The organism is Neolewinella litorea, from assembly GCF_004803465.1.
In the GTDB taxonomy this organism is placed as follows: domain Bacteria; phylum Bacteroidota; class Bacteroidia; order Chitinophagales; family Saprospiraceae; genus Neolewinella; species Neolewinella litorea.
The window spans coordinates 103,385-122,329 of the sequence record NZ_SRSF01000003.1 but is presented as its reverse complement, the minus strand read 5'-3'; the positions used below and the strand labels follow the sequence as shown (position 1 = coordinate 122,329).

Annotated in this window: 18 protein-coding genes; 9 read left to right on the top strand and 9 right to left on the bottom strand. The window is 60.4% G+C overall.

What is annotated here, in order from left to right:
* The first annotated feature begins 141 nt into the window (after positions 1 to 141).
* Positions 142 to 1,248 carry a TRAP transporter substrate-binding protein gene (locus E4021_RS08925; RefSeq protein ID WP_136458515.1) on the top strand — a complete coding sequence of 369 codons (1,107 nt, stop codon included), beginning with the start codon at positions 142 to 144 and terminating at the stop codon, positions 1,246 to 1,248.
* An 18-nt stretch (positions 1,249 to 1,266) separates the two neighbouring features.
* Here the strand turns inward: E4021_RS08925 and E4021_RS08920 are convergent, their stop codons facing one another.
* Entirely contained in the window at positions 1,267 to 2,253 is a 987-nt protein-coding gene (locus tag E4021_RS08920) for a TerC family protein (RefSeq protein WP_136458513.1), read from the bottom strand.
* A 146-nt stretch (positions 2,254 to 2,399) separates the two neighbouring features.
* Between E4021_RS08920 and E4021_RS08915 the strand changes: the two genes are divergently transcribed.
* Positions 2,400 to 4,577 (top strand): DUF6851 domain-containing protein, encoded by a 2,178-nt coding sequence (locus tag E4021_RS08915; RefSeq protein ID WP_136458511.1) that lies wholly within the window; start codon positions 2,400 to 2,402, stop codon positions 4,575 to 4,577.
* A gap of 18 nt (positions 4,578 to 4,595) precedes the next feature.
* On the opposite strand, the gene E4021_RS08910 is transcribed toward E4021_RS08915, so the two are convergent.
* A complete protein-coding gene (locus tag E4021_RS08910; RefSeq protein WP_136458509.1) occupies positions 4,596 to 5,933 on the bottom strand; it encodes a pyruvate dehydrogenase complex dihydrolipoamide acetyltransferase in 1,338 nt (445 codons plus the stop codon).
* 154 nt (positions 5,934 to 6,087) lie between these two features.
* On the opposite strand from E4021_RS08910, the gene recR reads away from it, so the two are divergent.
* Entirely contained in the window at positions 6,088 to 6,687 is a 600-nt protein-coding gene (gene recR, locus E4021_RS08905) for a recombination mediator RecR (RefSeq protein WP_136458507.1), read from the top strand.
* On the opposite strand, the gene coaD is transcribed toward recR, so the two are convergent.
* Positions 6,652 to 7,131 carry a pantetheine-phosphate adenylyltransferase gene (gene coaD, locus E4021_RS08900; RefSeq protein WP_168797536.1) on the bottom strand — a complete coding sequence of 160 codons (480 nt, stop codon included), beginning with the start codon at positions 7,129 to 7,131 and terminating at the stop codon, positions 6,652 to 6,654. The genes recR and coaD overlap by 36 nt on opposite strands.
* 65 nt (positions 7,132 to 7,196) lie before the next feature.
* Here coaD and E4021_RS08895 point away from each other — a divergent pair, with 65 nt between their 5' ends.
* The 3 genes from E4021_RS08895 to aroC are packed head-to-tail and all read left to right on the top strand — an operon-like array spanning position 7,197 to position 10,318.
* The gene (locus E4021_RS08895; RefSeq protein WP_136458503.1) at positions 7,197 to 8,207 is read left to right on the top strand and encodes a glycosyltransferase family 2 protein; all 1,011 of its coding nucleotides are present in this window, start codon (positions 7,197 to 7,199) and stop codon (positions 8,205 to 8,207) included.
* Positions 8,204 to 9,178, top strand: coding sequence for a glycosyltransferase family 2 protein (locus tag E4021_RS08890; protein WP_136458501.1), 975 nt, complete (start codon positions 8,204 to 8,206; stop codon positions 9,176 to 9,178). The genes E4021_RS08895 and E4021_RS08890 overlap by 4 nt, the downstream gene beginning before the upstream one ends.
* Positions 9,179 to 9,235: 57 nt before the next feature.
* Entirely contained in the window at positions 9,236 to 10,318 is a 1,083-nt protein-coding gene (gene aroC / locus E4021_RS08885; RefSeq protein ID WP_136458499.1) for a chorismate synthase, read from the top strand.
* A 55-nt stretch (positions 10,319 to 10,373) separates the two neighbouring features.
* Here aroC and E4021_RS08880 read toward each other — a convergent pair whose 3' ends face one another.
* Positions 10,374 to 11,000, bottom strand: a complete 627-nt coding sequence (locus E4021_RS08880; protein ID WP_136458497.1) for a TIGR04282 family arsenosugar biosynthesis glycosyltransferase — start codon at positions 10,998 to 11,000, stop codon at positions 10,374 to 10,376.
* A 76-nt stretch (positions 11,001 to 11,076) separates the two neighbouring features.
* Here E4021_RS08880 and E4021_RS08875 point away from each other — a divergent pair, with 76 nt between their 5' ends.
* Genes E4021_RS08875 through E4021_RS08865 form a run of 3 tightly spaced genes read left to right on the top strand, consistent with a single transcriptional unit; the run spans position 11,077 to position 13,615 of the window.
* Positions 11,077 to 11,358, top strand: a complete 282-nt coding sequence (locus E4021_RS08875) for a DUF427 domain-containing protein (RefSeq protein ID WP_136458495.1) — start codon at positions 11,077 to 11,079, stop codon at positions 11,356 to 11,358.
* A gap of 16 nt (positions 11,359 to 11,374) precedes the next feature.
* Positions 11,375 to 12,634, top strand: coding sequence for an ergothioneine biosynthesis protein EgtB (gene egtB, locus E4021_RS08870; protein WP_136458493.1), 1,260 nt, complete (start codon positions 11,375 to 11,377; stop codon positions 12,632 to 12,634).
* A gap of 3 nt (positions 12,635 to 12,637) precedes the next feature.
* Positions 12,638 to 13,615: an L-histidine N(alpha)-methyltransferase gene (locus E4021_RS08865; RefSeq protein WP_136458491.1), complete on the top strand. Its 978-nt coding sequence runs from the start codon at positions 12,638 to 12,640 to the stop codon at positions 13,613 to 13,615.
* Here E4021_RS08865 and E4021_RS08860 read toward each other — a convergent pair.
* From E4021_RS08860 to E4021_RS08840, 5 genes are all read right to left on the bottom strand, one after another.
* Positions 13,581 to 14,453, bottom strand: coding sequence for a glycosyltransferase family 2 protein (locus E4021_RS08860; protein WP_136458489.1), 873 nt, complete (start codon positions 14,451 to 14,453; stop codon positions 13,581 to 13,583). The two genes, E4021_RS08865 and E4021_RS08860, sit on opposite strands and share 35 nt — an antisense overlap.
* Before the next feature lie 80 nt (positions 14,454 to 14,533).
* Positions 14,534 to 15,187 (bottom strand): hypothetical protein, encoded by a 654-nt coding sequence (locus E4021_RS08855; RefSeq protein WP_136458487.1) that lies wholly within the window; start codon positions 15,185 to 15,187, stop codon positions 14,534 to 14,536.
* Positions 15,188 to 15,872: 685 nt separating this feature from the next.
* Positions 15,873 to 16,235: an SET domain-containing protein-lysine N-methyltransferase gene (locus tag E4021_RS08850; RefSeq protein WP_136458485.1), complete on the bottom strand. Its 363-nt coding sequence runs from the start codon at positions 16,233 to 16,235 to the stop codon at positions 15,873 to 15,875.
* 69 nt (positions 16,236 to 16,304) lie between these two features.
* Positions 16,305 to 17,276 carry an AAA family ATPase gene (locus E4021_RS08845; RefSeq protein ID WP_136458483.1) on the bottom strand — a complete coding sequence of 324 codons (972 nt, stop codon included), beginning with the start codon at positions 17,274 to 17,276 and terminating at the stop codon, positions 16,305 to 16,307.
* Positions 17,277 to 17,400: 124 nt separating this feature from the next.
* Complete coding sequence (locus tag E4021_RS08840; RefSeq protein ID WP_168797535.1) at positions 17,401 to 18,936, bottom strand: BCCT family transporter; 1,536 nt, start codon at positions 18,934 to 18,936, stop codon at positions 17,401 to 17,403.
* Between the last annotated feature and the right edge of the window lie 9 nt (positions 18,937 to 18,945).

Below are 18,945 nucleotides of genomic sequence, written 5' to 3'. Positions count from 1 at the left end.
CGTAGATTCTGGTCACAACCCAGTTGGTAGCTAATCGCTTACTCTCGTACAGCGCGTCAGCAGGACAGTCGTGTCAGCGGTATTCCACTTCCAATGGCAAAGTCACCGCTGTTACGCGCCCGGTCACCGTACCTTAATCCCATGAACCGCAGGAAGATCATCAAGGGCGTAGCGGCCGCGACCATCGGGCTCCCGGTCGCCCTGCGCCTGTTGGGCGGCCACGGACAGGCCCAATCTGCCCAATCCACGGTAAGTGGAGAAAGCTTCAACTGGAAGATGGTGACCACCTGGCCACCGGGCTTTCCTATTCTGGGGGAGGGATGTCAGAAATTGGCCGACCTGTGCCGTGAGATGTCCGGCGGCCGGCTCAATATCACCGTATACGGAGGTGGCGAGCTGGTACCGGCCCTCGAAGCCTTTGACGCCGTCCGCCAGGGTGCGGCCGAAGTAGGCAGTGGCGCGGCCTACTATTGGGCGGGAAAACTCCCCGCGGCCCAGTTCTTTGCGGGTTACCCTTTCGGGCTGAATGCCCAGCAGATGAACGCCTGGCTGATCGCGGGTGGTGGCATGGAATTGTGGCGTGAACTGTACGCCGGTGTCGGGCTCATACCCTTCGCGGGTGGCAATACGGGTGTGCAGATGGGGGGCTGGTTTAACCGTGAGATTCGGGGGATTGAAGATTTCCGCGGACTAAAAATGCGGATGCCGGGCCTCGGGGGGCGGGTGCTGGAGCGACTTGGTGGCACGCCGGTACTCCTGCCGGGCGGAGAAATCTATACCGGTCTGGAACGCGGCATCCTGGACGCCACCGAGTGGGTAGGTCCGTACCACGACTACATCATGGGCTTTCACGAAATTGCTCGCTATTATTACTATCCCGGCTGGCATGAACCTGGGACAAGCTTTGAATTCTTTGTCAATGCGGAAAAGTACCAGGCACTTCCGTCGGACCTTCAGCGCATATTCGAAGTGGCTACTCACTACATCAATATGTACACCCTATCGGCCTTCGAAGCCAAGAATGCGGAGTACCTCGCCAAATTAAGGGAGGTGCCGACGCTCTCCATCCGGCCCTACCCCGCGGAGTTGCTGGACCGGGCCCGGCAGGCAGCCACGGAAGTCATGCAGGAGTACGCCGAATCCGATGCCACGACTGGCAAGGTATACGAGTCGATCCAGCGTTTCAGGCGACTGGCTAAACCGTGGAACGAGATCACCGAACAGTGGTTCTATGACAGCCTGACCTGAAGGAAAACCTGAAATGTTCTAAATATCCGGCACTTCCGTGGGCTCGTGGATCTCGGTTGGATCGATGGGGTGCGGGGTAGGAGCCTTGCGCAGCAGGGACAGGACGATGCCCCCCGTAAGCGTAACAAAGATCACGGTCAGACTGACCCACTCCGCCGGGTGCCAGATTTCGTGCAGCATCAGCTTTACACCAACGAAGGTTAGTATCAAGGCCAGACTGTACTTGAGGAGCCCAAACTTGTCGATCATCGAAGACAGGACGAAATAGAGCGCCCGCAGACCCAGTACCGCCAAGATATTGGAAGAAAAGACCAGGAAGGAATCCGTAGTAATACCCAGGATCGCGGGGATAGAATCCACCGCGAAAATGATATCGGTGGTCTCCACCATTACCAGAGCGACGAAGAGGGGGGTGGCGTGGAGTTTGTTATTCACCCGAATCCAGAAGTCATGTCCGTGGTACTCGTGAGTTACCGGTACCACGCGCTTGACGACCTTGATGACGGGGTTATCGGCCGGGTGGACCTCGTCTCCCTTACCCACCATCTTGTAGGCACTGTAGAGCAGGAGTACGCCAAAAACGTAGAACATCCAGTCGAACTGATCCAACAGGTACACACCGGCCAGAATCATCGCCAAGCGGAAGAATACCGCTCCGAGGATACCCCAGAACAGCACCCGGTGCTGGTATTTGGCCGGCACACGGAAATAGCCGAAGATGACGGCGATAACGAACACATTGTCCATGCTGAGGGACAACTCCACCAGGTAACCGGTAAGGTAGTTGATCATCGCGGTCCGGGGCAGATCGTTCGAAACCACCCACCCCTGGTCGTAGGCGAGATAGACGAATCCGCTGAATGACAGTCCGATCGACATCCAGATCGCCGTCTGGCCCAGGGCCTCCCGGGTCCGGGGCACGTGGTCCTTGGCGTTCAGAACGAAAAGATCGAGGAAGAGTAGCAACGCCACGAAAATGGCGAAGCCGATCCAGATATAAGGCATTGACGATTATTGTAGGCCTATAACGGATAGCCGAAACGTATGTTCCCCGTAGCCGGTGCCTGCTGCCCGACCTTTATTCACGGCACCAGCGCGCCGCCGCCCGCCGGTTCGGTTTACCTTTAGGAGTCTGAATTAATCCTCCGTTGATGCGCCGTTGCTGTCTGTTTCTGTTTCTGTTTTTAAGTGCCGGCCTGTGCGCGCAAACCGGGCATTCCGTGGCCCGGCAATGGAATGAGTTGTACCTGCTGGCCATTCGCAACGACTTCGCCCGTCCGGTAGTGCACGCCCGCAACCTGTATCACAGTTCGGCCGCCATGTACGATGCCTGGGCCCTCGTCAACCGCCGGGGCATCCCGGTCCTGATCCGGGACACCACCGGTCTGCCCACCTATCCCGACGCGAGCCTGGCCTCCGAAACCGCCGTTAGCTACGCCGCCTACCGGTTACTCCTCTACCGCTACGATAAGGCCCCCGGACTAGGGAAGATCCGCACGGCCGCCGACCAACTGATGACCCAGCTGGGTTTGGACAGAGCCTACGTTTCCACCGACTACACCAACGGTAACCCGGCCGCCTTTGGCAATTACATTGCCGCCGCCATCATTGCGTACGGGCAAGAGGATGGTGCCAATGAGCTGGGGGATTACGCCAACGCTGGTTACCCCGACCCGGTCAATCCGCCCCTCTTTCTCGACCGGCCATTCAGTATTTTAAGGCTTGAGGACCCTAACCACTGGCAGCCGCTGGCCTTCCCGGGTGTGGTCGTTGATCAATCCGGCAACCCCATCGGCAACATACCCGGTTTCCTTGGGGCCAGCTGGGGCCGGGTAAAGCCTTTTGCCTTGCCCCCCTCGGCCCTGACCATGCCCACGCGCACCAACCCCATCTACGGCGACAGCCCGGTCTACCACGACCCCGGCCCGCCGCCGCAGTATGACCTGACGGATACCGCCCAGTTGAATCTTTACCGCTGGAATTTTGAAATGGTGCTGAAGTGGTCCAGCCACCTCGATCCCGCGGACGGCGTAGTTTGGAACATTTCTCCCGGTGCCCGCGGTAACGGCCCCGCGGATCTGCCGAAAACCCCCGAGGAGTACCGGGCCTTCTACAACGAACACGAAGGCGGGCAACCGGGCAGTGGCCACCCGGTGAACCCGGCCACCGGAATGCCCTATGCGGATAACTTTGTCCTGCGGGGTGACTACACCCGCGTACTGGCGGAATTTTGGGCGGACGGGCCCAGTTCAGAAACTCCGCCCGGGCACTGGTTCGCCATCTTCAATTACGTGATGGACCACCCCCGGTTCATCCGTCGCCTCTGGGGTGAAGGGGAGGTACTGCCCGCCCTGGAGTACGACATCAAGGCCTACCTCACCCTTGGCGGTGCCATGCACGATGCGGCCATTACGGCCTGGAGCATCAAGGGTAAATACGATTACATCCGCCCGATCAGCGCTATCCGCTTTCTGGCGAGCCAGGGACAAGCCAGCGTAAAGGGCCACCGCTTCTACGACCCCGGCGGGATACGACTGGACCCCGGCTATATCGAGCTGGTGGAAAGTGCGCAGGAGGTGGTCAACAATACCGCCCTCATGACCGTAAAGGCGCGGGCCTGGATCGGCAACTCCTTCATCGATAACGCCGATGTGGAATCGGCGGGCGTCGACTGGATCAATCCCTCGGTCTGGGAGCCCTACCAGCGCCCCAATTTCGTGACGCCCAACTTCGCGGGCTACGTATCCGGGCATTCCACCTTCAGCAGTACGGCGGCCACGGTGCTAACGGCACTAACCGGTTCCCCTTACTTCCCGGGGGGCGTGGGCGAGTTCGTGGCCCGCAAGAATGAATTTCTGGTCTTCGAGGAAGGCCCCACGGAAGATGTGGTACTGCAGTGGGCGACCTACCAGGACGCGGCGGCGGAAACCAGTCTGAGCCGCATCTGGGGAGGCATCCACCCCCCAGCCGATGACATTCCTGGTCGGCGGATCGGCCGCGTAGTGGGTCGCGACGCCTACGAGCGGGCGGACAAACTGTTCCGGGGAGACGCAACGCCCACCACCGATTACCCTGATGGTTACCGCGATCTAATGGTCGTCTACCCCAATCCCGCCCCGGGCGGAAGCAGGTTCACCGTGGAAGTCTCGGGGACAGATAATCCTTCGGACGGAGTACTCGACCTGTACAATAGTTTGGGACAGCGCATATCCTCCACTACTCTGACCGCATCCCGCGGGAGCGTAAGCACGGAAAGTCTGGCACCGGGCGTGTACCTCCTGCGCTTGCGGGGCGGCCGGCAGGCTGCGGTAAAGATTCAGGTATTCTGAGGTGGTGTAAGCGTTTGCTTATACCATCAGACGGATGGGGTCCTCGAGGGTCGCCTTGACATCGTTGAGGAACCCGGCGGCGGAAGCGCCATCGACTACGCGGTGGTCGCTGCTCAGGGTAACCTTCATGATCTTACCGGGGACGACTTCTCCATCGCGAACGACGGGTTTGTCGTTGATGCCGCCGACGGCCAGGATACAGGCGTCGGGCGGATTGATGATGGCCGTGAACTCCTCGATGCCGAACATCCCCAGGTTGGAGATGGTGAAAGTGTTGCCGGTCATTTCATCCTGCGACAGTTTCTTGTTCTTGGCGCGGCCGGCAAGCTCTTTCACCTCCGTGTTGATTTGACTGAGCGACTTCATGTTCGCGTAGCGGATCACGGGCACCAGCAGTCCGTCGGGGATGGCAACGGCGACGCCGATGTTGACGTCCTTGTTCACGCGGATGTGGTCGCCCTGCCAGCTGGAGTTGATAGCGGGGTGCTTGGGCAGGTTCACGGCGCAGGCCTTAACTACCAGGTCGTTGAAGCTGATCTTGACGGGGGATACCTCGTTGATGCGCTTGCGCAACTCCCATACCTTGCTCATCTCGATCTCCACCGTAACGTAGAAGTGGGGGGCGGTGAACTTGGACTCCCCGAGGCGCCGGGCGATCACCTTGCGCATCTGGCTGACGTTGGTCTGCTCGAAGTTGGCCTCGCCGCCGCCGAAGGAAAAGGCGGGTACTTTCTGTGCGGGTGCTTCAACGGCAACGTTGGGGCTTGGCTGCTGGGCCGGAGCGGGTTGCGGCGTCTGGGGCTGGGGGGCGGCTGCGGGGGCTGATTGGGCTTCCTCGATATCGCGTTTTACGATGCGACCTCCTTCACCGGTACCGCTGATGCCCTTGAGATCGATCCCGGCCTCCCGGGCCATGGCGCGGGCGAGGGGACTAGCCTTCAGTCGGTCGTCTCCGCCGGTGGATTCGGTCGTCTCGGTGGTGGTGGTACGACCGGGGGTAGCGGGAGCCGCTTCGGCGGGAGCGGTGTTGTCGCTGGCGGTCGGTTCGTCCTGGTCGGAAGTGGCTTCACCGGCAGAACCATTGCCCCCGGCCCCTTCGATGGCAGCCTTCCAGTCTTCACCTTCCTCACCGATCACGGCGATCACGCCGTCAATGGGCACGGCGCCTTCCTTGACGGCGATGTGGAGCAGCGTGCCTTCGAAGAAAGAATCCAGCTCCATGGTGGCCTTGTCGGTTTCCACTTCCGCAAGCGTCTGGCCGGGTTCTACCGCGTCACCTTCTTCCACGAGCCAGGCAACGATGTTGCCTTCTTCCATGGTATCACTCATCCGGGGCATGCGTATCACCTCAGCCATAATCTCTTTATTTTAGGTCGTTGTCGGGGACCGGCAAATTTGCGGCCTATTCCCGGGATAAACAAACTCAATGGCACGCCGATTGTTTTTTCTCCGGCCGTGGTGTTCTTCCCAGGTTCGACCTTACCCTTTCCGTTCATAGACCCTCTACTGCATGCAATTTTCTTCCCGCCTCATCGAAGACGCCGTGAATGCCTTCGCTTCCCTTCCCGGGATCGGCAAGAAAACGGCCCTGCGGCTCGTCCTCGACCTGGTACAGCGCCCTACCGAAGACAGTGTGCAATTGGCCCGCTCGGTTGCCCGCATGCGGGAGAACATTCAGCACTGCATCGTCTGTGGCAACCTGAGCGATCAGAACACCTGCGGCATCTGTCGCGACAAACGGCGCGACCGTTCCACCATCTGCGTGGTGGAAAGCATCCGCGACGTGATGGCCATCGAAGAAACCCAGCAGTACCGGGGAGTCTACCACGTGCTCGGCGGCGTGATCTCCCCCATCGAAGGCGTGGGCCCGGCCGACCTGAACATCGACACCCTGATCACGCGGGCACGGGAATCCGAAGTGGAGGAGGTGATCATGGCCATCAGTCCGACCATCGAAGGCGACACCACCATTTTCTACCTGAACAAGCAATTGGCGGATGCCCAGGTACAGATCAGCAGCATCGCCCGGGGCGTCAGTTTCGGGGGTGAGCTGGAGTACGCTGATGAGGTTACGCTAGGGCGTAGTATTGTAGCGCGCCGGAAGCTGTAGTTGGTCGGGTAAGAAAGGCCGGGCGTTCCCTCCTCCTTTGATGATCTCCCGCACGATGGTGGAACTGATGTGGCTGTATGCCGGCTGGCTGATGAGAAAGATGGTTTCCAGCCCCTCGCCTACGATTTCGTTAAGCTGGGATATCGTTTTCTCGTAGTCGAAGTCACTGGCGTTGCGCAGGCCGCGCAGCAGGTAACGCGCACCAATGCGTTGACAGAAATGGGCGGTAAGCCCCTCGAAGCTGTCAACACTTACCTTAGGCTCTTCCGCAAAAACTTCGCGCAGCCACTGCATCCGCTGCTCCAGATCAAAAAGGGTCTGCTTCTGGCTGTTGATCCCTACGGCTACAACGATCCGGTCGAAGAGTGGCGCTGCCCGCTTCACGAGCTCGACATGACCACGGGTGATGGGATCGAAGGATCCGGGGAAGACGGCGGTTTTCATGGTCATTTGGTTAGTGCAGCTAAAGCGCAAAATAGCTAAGTTCACTATAGTTAGCTTTGCCAGAGATGCGTACGCCGCCCAAGTCGCCCTATCACCTCCCCCCGGAGCCGCAGAACTGGCGCCAATCCGATTGGCCCGAGGTAAGCGTTTCGGTGGTAACCTATAATCAGCACAACCTTATTGGTAGGGCGTTGGATAGTATCCTCGCGCAGCAAGTGAATTTTTCCTGGGAAATCGTCGTAGGCGACGACTGCAGTACCGACGGCACGCGCGAAATCCTCCTCGATTACCAGTCTCGCTACCCGGACATCATCCGTCTACTCTTATATGACCATCGGCTGCCCGGCACCCCGGGACGGCGTAACAATATGCTGAACCCTATGGCCTGTCGTGGCCGTTACACCGCCCTGCTGGACGGTGATGATTACTGGGTCGATCCGAACAAACTGCAGCGTCAATACGACACCATGGAACGCTATCCGGAACTCAGCATCAGTCTGCACGATACCCGTTGCGAAGAAGTCAACGAACGGGGCGAACTCCTTGAACCACCCCTCTTGCGAAGTCATTCCTCCCGAACCCCGAGAAGAGCCACCGGATTCTACCCCCACGAACATTTCTGCGCCGATCGCAATATCCGCGTCCATACCAGTTCCTTCTTTTTTCGTACCCGGATATTTGGCAACTGGCCACCGGACATGGAAGAGGTGGTCGCCGCCGACCACTATTTCTTCCTTTTAATTAGTCAGCGCGGACCGGCCTACTACGAAGATCGTGTAGCTTCCGTAAACGAGCGACAGCCTTGCAGCCTTACGAACAGCGATCACTACCTATCGGAAGAGCGCAAACTCCGCCATCTCCAGGACATGCGGCTGTACCGAACGCGGTTTCCGGCCACGCGACTGACAGATTCGTACAGTGCTTTCGCCGCCCGCCTGGCCAAGGAGGTTCTGTTTTCAGCTATCCGTTCCGGCCGCCTCCACCGCATCCCTTTTTTGTTGGCCTACCTGGCAGGTGAGCCCCGGGGTCTGCGGCGAATGGTTCGCCGGCGGCTGGAAAAAGCCAGCTTCCGATGAAACTATCCATCATCATCCCCACCCTGAACGCGGAGCGCTTTCTACCACGCACCCTGAAGAGCGCACTGGCCGCCGGCGCGCAGGTGCCGGGCCCCTGGGAGATCATAGCGGTGGACAATGGTTCAAGCGACCGAACCCTTGACTTGCTGAAGCGAGCGGTAAAGGACCACTCCGGACGTATCCGCCTGGCGACCTGCTCCACACCCGGGGCCGCGGCTGCCCGCAACCTCGGTGCCTCCCTCAGTTCCGGCGAGTGGTTGCAGTTCCTCGACGCCGACGATACCCTTGCCCCCGATAAAATTACCCGCCAACTTGAATTGGCGCATTCCGCCGATTGGGTGGTGGGTGCCTACCGGCACCTGTACCCCGACGGCAGTACCGAAGACTCCATACCGCACGCCGACCTTTGGCTGGGTCTGTTCCATGATTTCCGGACGGGCTGCACCCACTCGCATTTGCTGCGGCGGACGGCCCTCGACCGGGCAGGTGGGTGGGATGAACGATTGGCCAGCAATCAGGATCCCGAATTGGTCTTCCGGTTGCTGAAGGCCGAAACCCCGCACGTCATCGACCCGGTGGTAGGCAGTTTCTATCACCATCACGACAGCGCGGACCGCATTACCCACCGCGACCCCGCCGGCGGCTGCCAGAGACGCGTTCAGATGCTCGCGGCCGCAAACAGTTATTTGATAGCTCACCGACCTGAGTACTGGCGGGAGCACGCACCTTATTTCTTGGGGGCCCTGCTACGTGCCATCCGTATGCTGGCAACCTTTGACCTCGAGTCCGCCTCCGATGCGTACCGGGCGTATTTCGGACATCCCAACGAATGGGCCATCGACCAGTCCTACGAACTGGTAGGCCGCTACACCCGTCTGTATCCCTACCTCGGTTTTCGCAACCTGGAGCGCCTGCGGCTGGCACTGGCCACCGTATTACCGGAAGCACTGAAGCGGCGGCTCAAGGCCTAAGTATTTACCTTAGCGGCCGGGCACCTCCCGCTTTTCGTCTCCCTGATCCAACCTCCTATGTCCGGCAACACCCACGGTACCCTCTTTCGCGTCACCACTTTCGGAGAAAGCCACGGCGTCGGCCTGGGCGTAACGATCGACGGATGCCCGGCCGGCCTGGAACTTGATCTGGAAGCCATCCAACGGGAGATGGCCCGGCGGCGGCCCGGCCAGAGCCGCATTGTCACTCAACGAAAGGAAGAAGACGGCGTACAACTGCTTTCCGGCACCTTCGAGGGCAAAACCACCGGCACGCCGATTGGGATGGTGATCTACAACCAGGACCAGCGCAGCAAGGACTACAGCCACATCTACGACAAGTTCCGCCCGAGCCACGCCGACTATACCTTCGCGGCTAAATACGGGCACCGCGACTACCGCGGCGGAGGGCGTTCATCCGCCCGCGAAACCGCCGCCCGCGTCGCGGCCGGGGCCGTCGCCCGTCAATTGCTGGCCCGCTACGGCATCACCATCAGCAGCTACGTAGACCAAGTGGGCGACATCACCACTGGCAAGACGCACGGCGAACTCGACCTTTCCCTCATCGACTCCAACGACGTGCGCTGTCCCGACCCGGAAGCGGCCGCGCGAATGGAAGAGGAAATCCTGGCCGTCCGCAAGGCCGGCGACACCATCGGTGGTGTGGTGAAGTGCGTCATCAGTGGTGTCCCTGCGGGCTGGGGGGAGCCCGTCTTCGATAAACTGCACGCCGACCTCGGCAAGGCCATTCTGAGCATCAACGCCTGTAAGGGATTCGAGTACGGCAGCGGATTCTCCGGAGTGACCTTACGGGGCAGCGCCCACAACGACGCGTTCTATACCGACGCCGACGGGAAGGTCCGCACCCGTACCAACCGCAGCGGCGGTATTCAGGGGGGTATTTCCAACGGGGAGGACATTTACTTTCGGGCGGCCTTCAAACCGGTGGCCACGATTATCTCCGACCAGGAAAGCGTCAACGAAGCTGGTGAATCAGTTACGGTCGTCGGAAAAGGTCGTCACGACCCCTGCGTACTGCCCCGCGCCGTGCCCATTGTCGACGCCATGGCAGCTCTGGTCCTGGCCGATCACTGCCTGCGCGCACGCAACAACAAATTATAGCCACCGCGGCATCCCCAAACCACGAAAGTAAGAAAGGTAGTCAACGCACCGCGCCTCACTCCGACGCACCCGGCTCGACTTCCGGGATCGACCAGCCATAACCCAGCCAGTCCTCCAGGTGGTCGACATCGGAAAGCACGGGCAGGGTGGCTACCGAGAGTCCCTGCACCCGCGCCCGCGCCAAAGTATCCTCCAGTACCGACGAGGTGCTCCACTCCATATCCGAAAAAAGCTCCGGGTGGGGCTGCCGCAGCCCCAGAAGGTAGTACCCACCGTCATTAGCCGGACCGATTACCGCGTCGTGTTCCTCCAACTCGCCGAAGGCCCGGTTGAGCAGACCGGTGGTCAGCCCCGGGCAATCGCTACCAATGATAATTGCCCGCTGGTGCCCGCGCGCAAAAGCGTGGTCGAAGGCGGCCGTCATCCGCTCACCCAACCCGGCACCTACCTGCACCATCTTTATGAAGGGATGGTTGGGCCAGAGATCGTCCACCTCTACGTGCTCGGAGTAGTGCAGGTAACGTGTCACGCCCTCCAGGGCCAGCGCCTGGTCGCGGGTGTGCCGCGAAAGGATACCGTACATCTGCAGGGCCATAGCATCACCAACGTCCTGCGCCAGGCGCGTTTTCGTTTTACCGGCGATTAGATTCTTGACCATGAGGATAAGGGCGGGCTGCTGCATGGCGGCAAGATAAGCCACCTGGCCGCCAAACCCCCGGGGCCCGGACCGGGTTACATGACCTCCGAGCGACCCGATTATGATTAAAGCGACCTGGAAGGGCCAAGTCCTGGCCGAAAGCGACCGCACCCAAGTGGTGGAAGGCAATCACTACTTTCCCCCCGACAGCGTCCGTCTGGAATACTTTAAAGACAGCGACACCACGACCTTCTGCGGCTGGAAGGGCGATTGCCGCTACTACCATGTGGTAGTCGACGGGAACACCAACCCCGACGCCGCCTGGTACTACCCCGACCCCTACCCCAAGGCCGCCCAAATCAAAGGCCACGTCGCCTTCTGGAAAGGGGTACAGATCCAATAAGCCCTAACGAACACCCGTGACCACTACCCCAGCCACTTCCCTCCGCATCAGCCAGCATTACGATCGCGTACGGCAGCAATCGGTGTACCTCTGCACGCCCCTCGAAACCGAGGATTATACCGTGCAGCCCACCGAGGACGTCAGCCCTCCCAAGTGGCACCTCGGGCATTCTACCTGGTTCTTCGAAAACTTCATCCTCGCCGAACACGCCCCCGGCTACCGGCACTTCGACGAACGCCTCAACTGGTTTTTCAACAGCTACTACGAAAGTCAGGGGCCCCGCATCCTGCGCAGCCGGCGCGGCAACATGACCCGCCCCACCCTGCAAGTGATCCTCGATTACCGCCGCCACGTCGATGCCGCCATGCAGGAGTTGCTGGAAAAGGACGACGAAACCGTCCGCATCCTTACCACCCTAGGCCTGCACCACGAGCAGCAGCACCAAGAACTATTGCTCACGGACATAAAGTACATTCTGGGGAGTAACCCCCTTTACCCCGTGTATCGGCAAGGAGAAATGGAAAAGGCTACCTCCGTCGCCCACACTTTCTTATCGATTGCGGGTGGGCAGTACACCATAGGGCATTCCGGACCGGGCTTCTGCTGGGACAATGAGCTCAGCCGCCACGACGTACTCGTGGAGGATTTCGGGATTGGCTCCCGCCTGGTGACCAATGGTGAATACCGGGCCTTCATGGAAGATGGCGGCTACGAACGGTTCGAACTCTGGCAGATGGAAGGCATCGCCTGGGCACGCGAACTGGAGATCAAGGCCCCACTGTACTGGTACCCGCAAGGTGGCGACTGGAAACACTATACCCTGAATGGCGGCCTTGCCGATATCGATCCTCACCTGCCCGTAACCCACATCAGCTGGTACGAAGCCGATGCCTACGCCCGGTGGGCCGGTGCGCGCCTGGCCACCGAGTTCGAATGGGAGATTGCCTGCCGCCAACTCGAGCCGGAGGTGCCGCGACGAGGCAATTGGGTCGAGCGGAAGGATTTTCACCCCACCCCCGCCCGCAACGCGGATGACCATCAGCTGCTAGGCCATTGCTGGGAATGGACCAACTCCGCTTACCTGCCCTACCCCCGCTATCCGCGCCCCGAAGGCGCGCTGGGGGAATACAACGGCAAGTTCATGGTCAATCAGATGGTCCTGCGGGGCGGTAGCTGTGCCACACCCGTGAGCCACATCCGCCCTACCTACCGCAACTTTTTCCAAACCGACAAACGCTGGCAATTCACGGGCATCCGGCTTGCCACAGACCGCTAAACCATGACGGGTTCCGCTACTACTTCCACTACCCTATCGCCTTTTGCCCGGGACGTCCTCAGCGGGCTATCCCAGTCAAACCCCCAGCTGAACAGCAAATGGTTCTACGACGAGCGCGGCAACGTACTCTTTCAGCAGATTATGCAGTGCCCGGAGTACTACCTGACCGACGCTGAGGCGGAAATCTACCGCAACTCCGCTTCCGAACTCCTGGAGGAAATCCAGGGAGCTACCTTCGACATGATCGAACTTGGGGCGGGAGACGGCAGCAAGACCCAACTACTAATCGAGCGATTCCTGGCGGCCGGCGCCCGCTTCGCCTACCGGCCCATCGACCTCAATGCCGCGGCCCTTTCGGAGGTCCGTGAAATCATCGGCCTCCGGTGGCCGGCCCTGGAATTCCAGGCCATTCAGGGTGACTATTTCGAAGCCCTCGACCGGCTCGGCCGTTCCTCCGGCTCGCGGCGGCGCCTGGTGCTCTTTCCCGGCGCCAACATCGGTAATTTCTCCCCCGGCGAGGCGACAGCCATCCTGCAACGTATCCGCGGATTCCTGGCTCCGGGCGACCTGTTGCTGACCGGCTTTGACCTCAAAAAGGATCCGGCCGTTATCCTGGCCGCCTACAACGATCCCGCCGGGCACACCGCCGCCTTCAACCTCAACCTTTTGCACCGGATCAACCGCGAACTCGGCGGGAACTTCCAGCCGGACAACTGGCGGCACTGGGAAACCTACGACCCCGCTTCCGGCGCGGCCCGCAGCTACTTGCTGCCCACCAAAAAGCAGGAAGTGACGATAACGGCCCTGGAGCAGACCTTCACCTTCCGGGCCTGGCAGGCCATCTCCGTCGAAATCAGTCAGAAATACAGCTTGCGCGAGATCGAAGGCATGGCCGACGCGTCGGGCTACGAGTGCGTCCGCCACCTGCAGGACCGCCGTGGCTACTTCAGCGATAGTTTATGGCGGGTGCCCAGCCGCTGATCCACCACTTCAGTTTGAGCAGGTCCAGGGCATTCAGGTTCCGCGTACGGAGCAGGTACTTCAGCAGCACGCGCTCGGGAATGTATTCCAGCAGCTGCGAAAGCGCCGGGTACCGATCCGCGAAGCGCGTAAGTCGCGTAGTCAGCGTCGGGTAAGACTGCCGCAGCACCTTCAGGTTCCGGACGGCCTCCCGCTGCTTTTTGAGAAACACCTCCGTTGGCTCCAGCCCGAGATGCACCACGGGATTGTCCATGTATTCAATCCGGATGCCGTCGGGTGCCAGCAATTGTCCCCACAGCGTATCCTCGTGTCCGTAACCCGCCACGGTCGGGAAGGGGTGGGTAAGGAGCACGGCGCGCTCAGCCATGAAGTTATTGCTCTGAAACTGCAGGTATTCCCCCTGGCGGCGGCGCGCGGGTGCAACGGTTTCGCGGCGGCGGCCGTACTGCCAGTGTAGAAAGTAATCGGGGTCCTCGGGTTCGTCTTCCGCGTAGGTCCTGCCGCCCACCAGCACGGCCGCCGGCGGGGCGTTGAGGTAGCGCTCCAGCAGATGGGGGTTCGGCCAGCTGTCAACGTCGAGAAGCAACAGGCGGTTCCCCGCCGCGGCACTCACCATACGGTTCCGGATCTCGGAACGTCCGACGTTTTTCGGCAGTTCGTGGTATCGTACGCTTGGTAGTTGACGCAACTCCCGGTTGAGCGTCCGGAACTGGTCCGCACTGCAATCGTCGTACACGAGTACCTCGACCGGCTCCTCAACGGCGCCAGCCTGTCGGATCAACTCCCGCACCAATGGCCGGGCATCGTACCCATATACGGGAATACAAATGGAAAGCATACACCTGGTATAGTGGGGTATAGTAATACAACGTCCTTCAAATCTAAAACGCGGACGGCGTCGCTTTATTCACCGTGCGACTAACGATAGGCGGCGGGTAGTACCCGTGCCCTAAGATCGTACATAAAGCGATAATAGTTCGGTAAAGCCTCCGCGGTTCGGCCTCCGATCCACTGCGCGGGGTAGCCATTCGCCAGTCGGAAGGCGTCTTCGATGACATCCGCCATCTGCTCGTAGTTGAAGTCTTCCAGGGAGCGGGCAGCCTGCAATCCGCTAGGTCCACCGTAGTCGTAGCCCGCGGCGGTACGTTGCGCGGCCAGTGCCCGGGGAATGTAGATGGCACCGAAATGAACGTACTGCCAGACGTGCACCACCTCGTGTACCAGGGTGGGATCGGAACAGGGGCCCCAACCGTTGATCGTATGAAAGCTTACGTACAGAAAGCGGTAGCGGCGCGGGCCGAGGTGCGCCCGCTCGTCAATCCGGATCCGCTGGTAAGGCACGGATTCCCCGAAGATGGGCCTCAGCAGCCTTATTTCCCGGGTGGACAGACGGCGCAAGCCCGGGGTAAGCCAGTTGGTCAACGCCTCGTAGAGGTCAAAGACAAAAAGCAGATCCAGTACCTGAAAGACGCGATCGGCCCCACCGGTATTGACCACCGTCGGGGGCAGCGGCCCCACGAGCCGGCGCCAGCGGAGCCGGGCAAGGGAGAACAGGCGGTCAAGGAGTAACAAGGCAGTGGGTAGCGGTCGGATTTCCGATTAAACAACGCCAAGCGCAAATCGCATATCCGGCACGCGGTAAAGTAGCTGTAGGGGCAGGAGTCGAACCTGCACGGGGCGGTTAGCCACGATTCAACGCTCCGGAGAGCGGCGCTCACGCGGAGCACTGAACGGTGGTTTATCCCGGCCTCCCCACCCGCGAGACAAGCGGGCATGGCTGCCAATTTCATCACCCTACAAAATTGACGCAGTAGAAAAGCTACTTGACCTGATCTGCTGCGCCCGGTGGCTGTAAGGGCAGGAGTCGAACCTGCACGGGGCGGTTAGCCCGATTCAGTGCTCCGGGGAGCCACGCTCTTACGGAGCACTGAAAAAGGGTTTATCCCGACCTCCCCACCCGCGAGACAAGCGGGCATGGCTGCCAATTTCATCACCTTACAAATTGTGAACGTCGCCGTTGCTTCGTCCTTGCATTAGCAAAGATGCAATCAATTGGGCTTACTATACAAGCATTCGCAACGATTTTGGATAATAATTACGCTATATTCATCAATACATTCATTGCATTGAACATAACGCAATACTGGACTCAGTTTGCTGCCTCATCTTGTGAAAATGGCAAGTGGGTTTTGCTGGCTCGAAGAGGGCATCGCCTGATCTTTCGTTGCACGGAAGAAAAATTAAGCGAGTGGGGTTCTCAGAACCACAATTCCCCACCCCCGATGACATAATCGATAAGCAGTTCCTCCCCAGGCGCAATGTCCCGCCGGGCCGTAAAGCGCACCTGCTCGAAGTCGTAGTCCATTTCGAAGTCGAGATTCGGAGTCGTGGAGTGGTTGTACAACGAACCGTACCCCAGGGCGATGGCCGCCCCGTCGCCGTCCCAGACGAAGTAGTAATCGTGAAGGCCCGTCCCGTGAATGATTTTGCGATCCTCCGGACTGACCACCACCACTGGAGCCAGTTCAACGACCGTCCCTCCCGTTATGGCTTCGGACGTGAAGACGCCGCGCCCCCCCAGGGGACTCTGACGGATGTAGAGGAACGGCAAGTGAAGCATGTCGATCGTGGATAGGGAATGAATACCCGGCCAGCCAGTGCGGTACGCTTACGCCGGGGCAGCGGCAGCCTAAAACAGTCCCTGGATGACGTGCTCTTCGGTAATGCCTTCGGCCTCGGCTTTGTAGTTCCGCACGATCCGGTGGCGCAGCACGTAGCTGGCTATGGCCTGCACGTCCTCGATGTCGGGACTGTACTTGCCGTTGATGGCGGCGTGGCACTTGGCACCGAGTACCAAGTACTGGCTGGCGCGCGGCCCGGCGCCCCAACTGATGTACTCGTTGACGTCCTTGCCGGCCCGTGTGGTGTTCGGACGCGTTTTGCCGGTCAGCTTCACCGCGTATTCGAGGACGTTGTCGCTGATGGGGATCTTGCGGACCAGCTGCTGGAAATACAGGATGTCCTCCCCACTCAATACGTGCTGTACACTATTACGCGTTACCCCCGTCGTGCCCCGCACCACGGCAAGTTCTTCCTCGTAGGAGGGGTAGTCGAGCGGGATGTTAAACATGAAGCGGTCAAGTTGCGCCTCGGGTAGCGGATAAGTTCCTTCCTGTTCGATGGGGTTCTGGGTAGCCAACACGAAGAAGGGGGCAGGCAGGGCGTGCCGCACACCGCTTACCGTGACCGAACGTTCCTGCATCGCTTCCAGCAGCGCAGCCTGCGTCTTGGGGGGCGTGCGGTTGATCTCGTCGGCCAGGACGATGTTGGCGAAGAGCGGACCTCGGTTGAATTCGAAATGTCGCTCATCATTCAGGATCTCCGACCCGGTAATGTCGGTCGGCATCAGGTCCGGCGTGAACTGTATACGCTTGAAATCAAGCTCCAGCACCTCCGAGATGGTGGAGACGAGCAGGGTCTTGGCCAGGCCCGGTACTCCGACCAGCAGCGAGTGGCCGTTACTGAACAGCGAGATCAGGACGGTTTTCACGACTTCCTGCTGCCCGACGATCACTTTGGCGATCTCCGTACGCAGGTCCTGGTAAGCTTGGGCTAGGGCATCGACGGCTTCTACGTCGGAAGAATATCTTGGGGTGGCCATGTTCAGTTCGGTAGCAATGGGTATGGGGTAAAACGGGAAGGCAAACCTACCCCTTCGTAGAAAAAGCGGCAGGAAACCCCGACGCTCAGGCGCGGCGGCAATCCGGTATCAAGGTATGTCATAGTTACGGTTGGTGCGCCCGATTGTTGCCCCCGCGGTAGCTTTTCCAGACCAGACGCGCCAGTCCCACCGCCCCGAGAAGGAAGAGCAGCATCGCCGGAAATCCGCCCAGCGTGGAGATGAGCCGTATGCCGTCCAGCCCCGCAAAGCTCACCAGCACCCAGGAAGTTACCCCGATGGTGATGCCCCACAACAGTTTCATCCCCACCGGAGCTTCGGCGGAGTGTGGCCCCACATCGCGCATGCACAGGGCACTCATCGCCGATACGTTGGAATCGGCCGCCGTCACGTAGGAAAGAAAGATCAGTACCAGGAACACCAGGGCGGTAAACCACAGTCCCGGCAGTTGGGCAAGCAAGGCGTAGGCCACCGCTTCCGGACCGCCGGCATTCAGGGCGCCGGTGAGGGCACCGCCCGACTGCCCGTCGAGCACGAGTGCCGTGCCGCCGAAGGCCACCATCCAGCCGGCGCCGAACAGGGAGGTGAAGAGCAGGTTGACCTCAATGAAGCGCCGCACCGAATAGCCACGCGCCAGCCGACCGAGGAACAGCGCCGTGATCGGCGCCCACGCGTACCAGTTGGCCCAGTAAAAGCTCGTCCAGGCGTGGCTCCACGCCGCGGGAATACCGGGGTCAATGCCCAGGTTGCGCGCCAGGAAGTTGTCCGCAAAATCCAGCAGCCCCCGCCCCGCCAGCTGTACCGTCTCCCACAGGGGGCCGGCCAGCAGCACGAAGGCCGCCAGTAAGATGAACCCGATGATGTTGTAGTTTGACAATAGCCGGATGCCCCGCTGCAGGCCGGTCGCGGCCGATACGCTGAAGGCCGCAACGATGCAACCGATGATGACGGCCAGTCGGAAAGGCGTGGCACCCGTCGCTGCGCCGCCCAGATAACCCGACAGCCCCCCGCTCAGCGCCAGGCTTCCCGCACCCAAAGCGGCCGCCATACCCGCTACCAGGGCAAACAGGCAAAGGGCATCCACGATGGCCCCCGCCCGAACGTGCACCCGCGGGCCGAAGACCGGCCGCAGCAGGGTACTCAGAGAGAACGGCTGTCCGTGGCTGTAGAAGCCCAGGGCAAACAGCAGTCCACCCACGGTATAGATGGCGTAGGGCGTGAGCGTCCAGTGCAGGAACAGGGTCGACAGGGCGAACTCCGCCGGCTCCGCTTCCCCCGCCGGTGGCGGCGCACTCAGGTGATATATTGGCTCGGCGATCCCCCAGAACAGGATACCGGTAGCGATGGTCGTACACGCAGTAATGGCGAACCACCGCCACGGGGTAAGGAGTCGTTCCGCCCCCGCCCCGCCAATGACGGTCCGCCCCAGGGGCGAAACGTACACCACCGCCAGCAAAAGGAGATAGGCGGTACAGGACCAGGAAAAGAGCCAGTCGAAGTGCACCAGTATCCAGTCGCTCGCCCCCTGCGCGTAGGCGATAAGTCCGACCGGATTGCGCAGGGCAACCACCGCGCAGATCACCAGCGGCACCAGAGGTGGTAGCAGGACGGTATAGCGGATTCGTTGGAAGTTCTTGAGCAAGGGTGCGGA

Coding starts and splice junctions, on each gene's coding strand:
- E4021_RS08925 (WP_136458515.1), top strand. CDS start 142: ATGAACCGCAGGAAGATCATCAAGGGCGTAGCGGCCGCGACCATCGGG.
- E4021_RS08920 (WP_136458513.1), bottom strand. CDS start 2,253: ATGCCTTATATCTGGATCGGCTTCGCCATTTTCGTGGCGTTGCTACTC.
- E4021_RS08915 (WP_136458511.1), top strand. CDS start 2,400: ATGCGCCGTTGCTGTCTGTTTCTGTTTCTGTTTTTAAGTGCCGGCCTG.
- E4021_RS08910 (WP_136458509.1), bottom strand. CDS start 5,933: ATGGCTGAGGTGATACGCATGCCCCGGATGAGTGATACCATGGAAGAA.
- recR (WP_136458507.1), top strand. CDS start 6,088: ATGCAATTTTCTTCCCGCCTCATCGAAGACGCCGTGAATGCCTTCGCT.
- coaD (WP_168797536.1), bottom strand. CDS start 7,131: ATGAAAACCGCCGTCTTCCCCGGATCCTTCGATCCCATCACCCGTGGT.
- E4021_RS08895 (WP_136458503.1), top strand. CDS start 7,197: ATGCGTACGCCGCCCAAGTCGCCCTATCACCTCCCCCCGGAGCCGCAG.
- E4021_RS08890 (WP_136458501.1), top strand. CDS start 8,204: ATGAAACTATCCATCATCATCCCCACCCTGAACGCGGAGCGCTTTCTA.
- aroC (WP_136458499.1), top strand. CDS start 9,236: ATGTCCGGCAACACCCACGGTACCCTCTTTCGCGTCACCACTTTCGGA.
- E4021_RS08880 (WP_136458497.1), bottom strand. CDS start 11,000: ATGCAGCAGCCCGCCCTTATCCTCATGGTCAAGAATCTAATCGCCGGT.
- E4021_RS08875 (WP_136458495.1), top strand. CDS start 11,077: ATGATTAAAGCGACCTGGAAGGGCCAAGTCCTGGCCGAAAGCGACCGC.
- E4021_RS08865 (WP_136458491.1), top strand. CDS start 12,638: ATGACGGGTTCCGCTACTACTTCCACTACCCTATCGCCTTTTGCCCGG.
- E4021_RS08860 (WP_136458489.1), bottom strand. CDS start 14,453: ATGCTTTCCATTTGTATTCCCGTATATGGGTACGATGCCCGGCCATTG.
- E4021_RS08850 (WP_136458485.1), bottom strand. CDS start 16,235: ATGCTTCACTTGCCGTTCCTCTACATCCGTCAGAGTCCCCTGGGGGGG.
- E4021_RS08845 (WP_136458483.1), bottom strand. CDS start 17,276: ATGGCCACCCCAAGATATTCTTCCGACGTAGAAGCCGTCGATGCCCTA.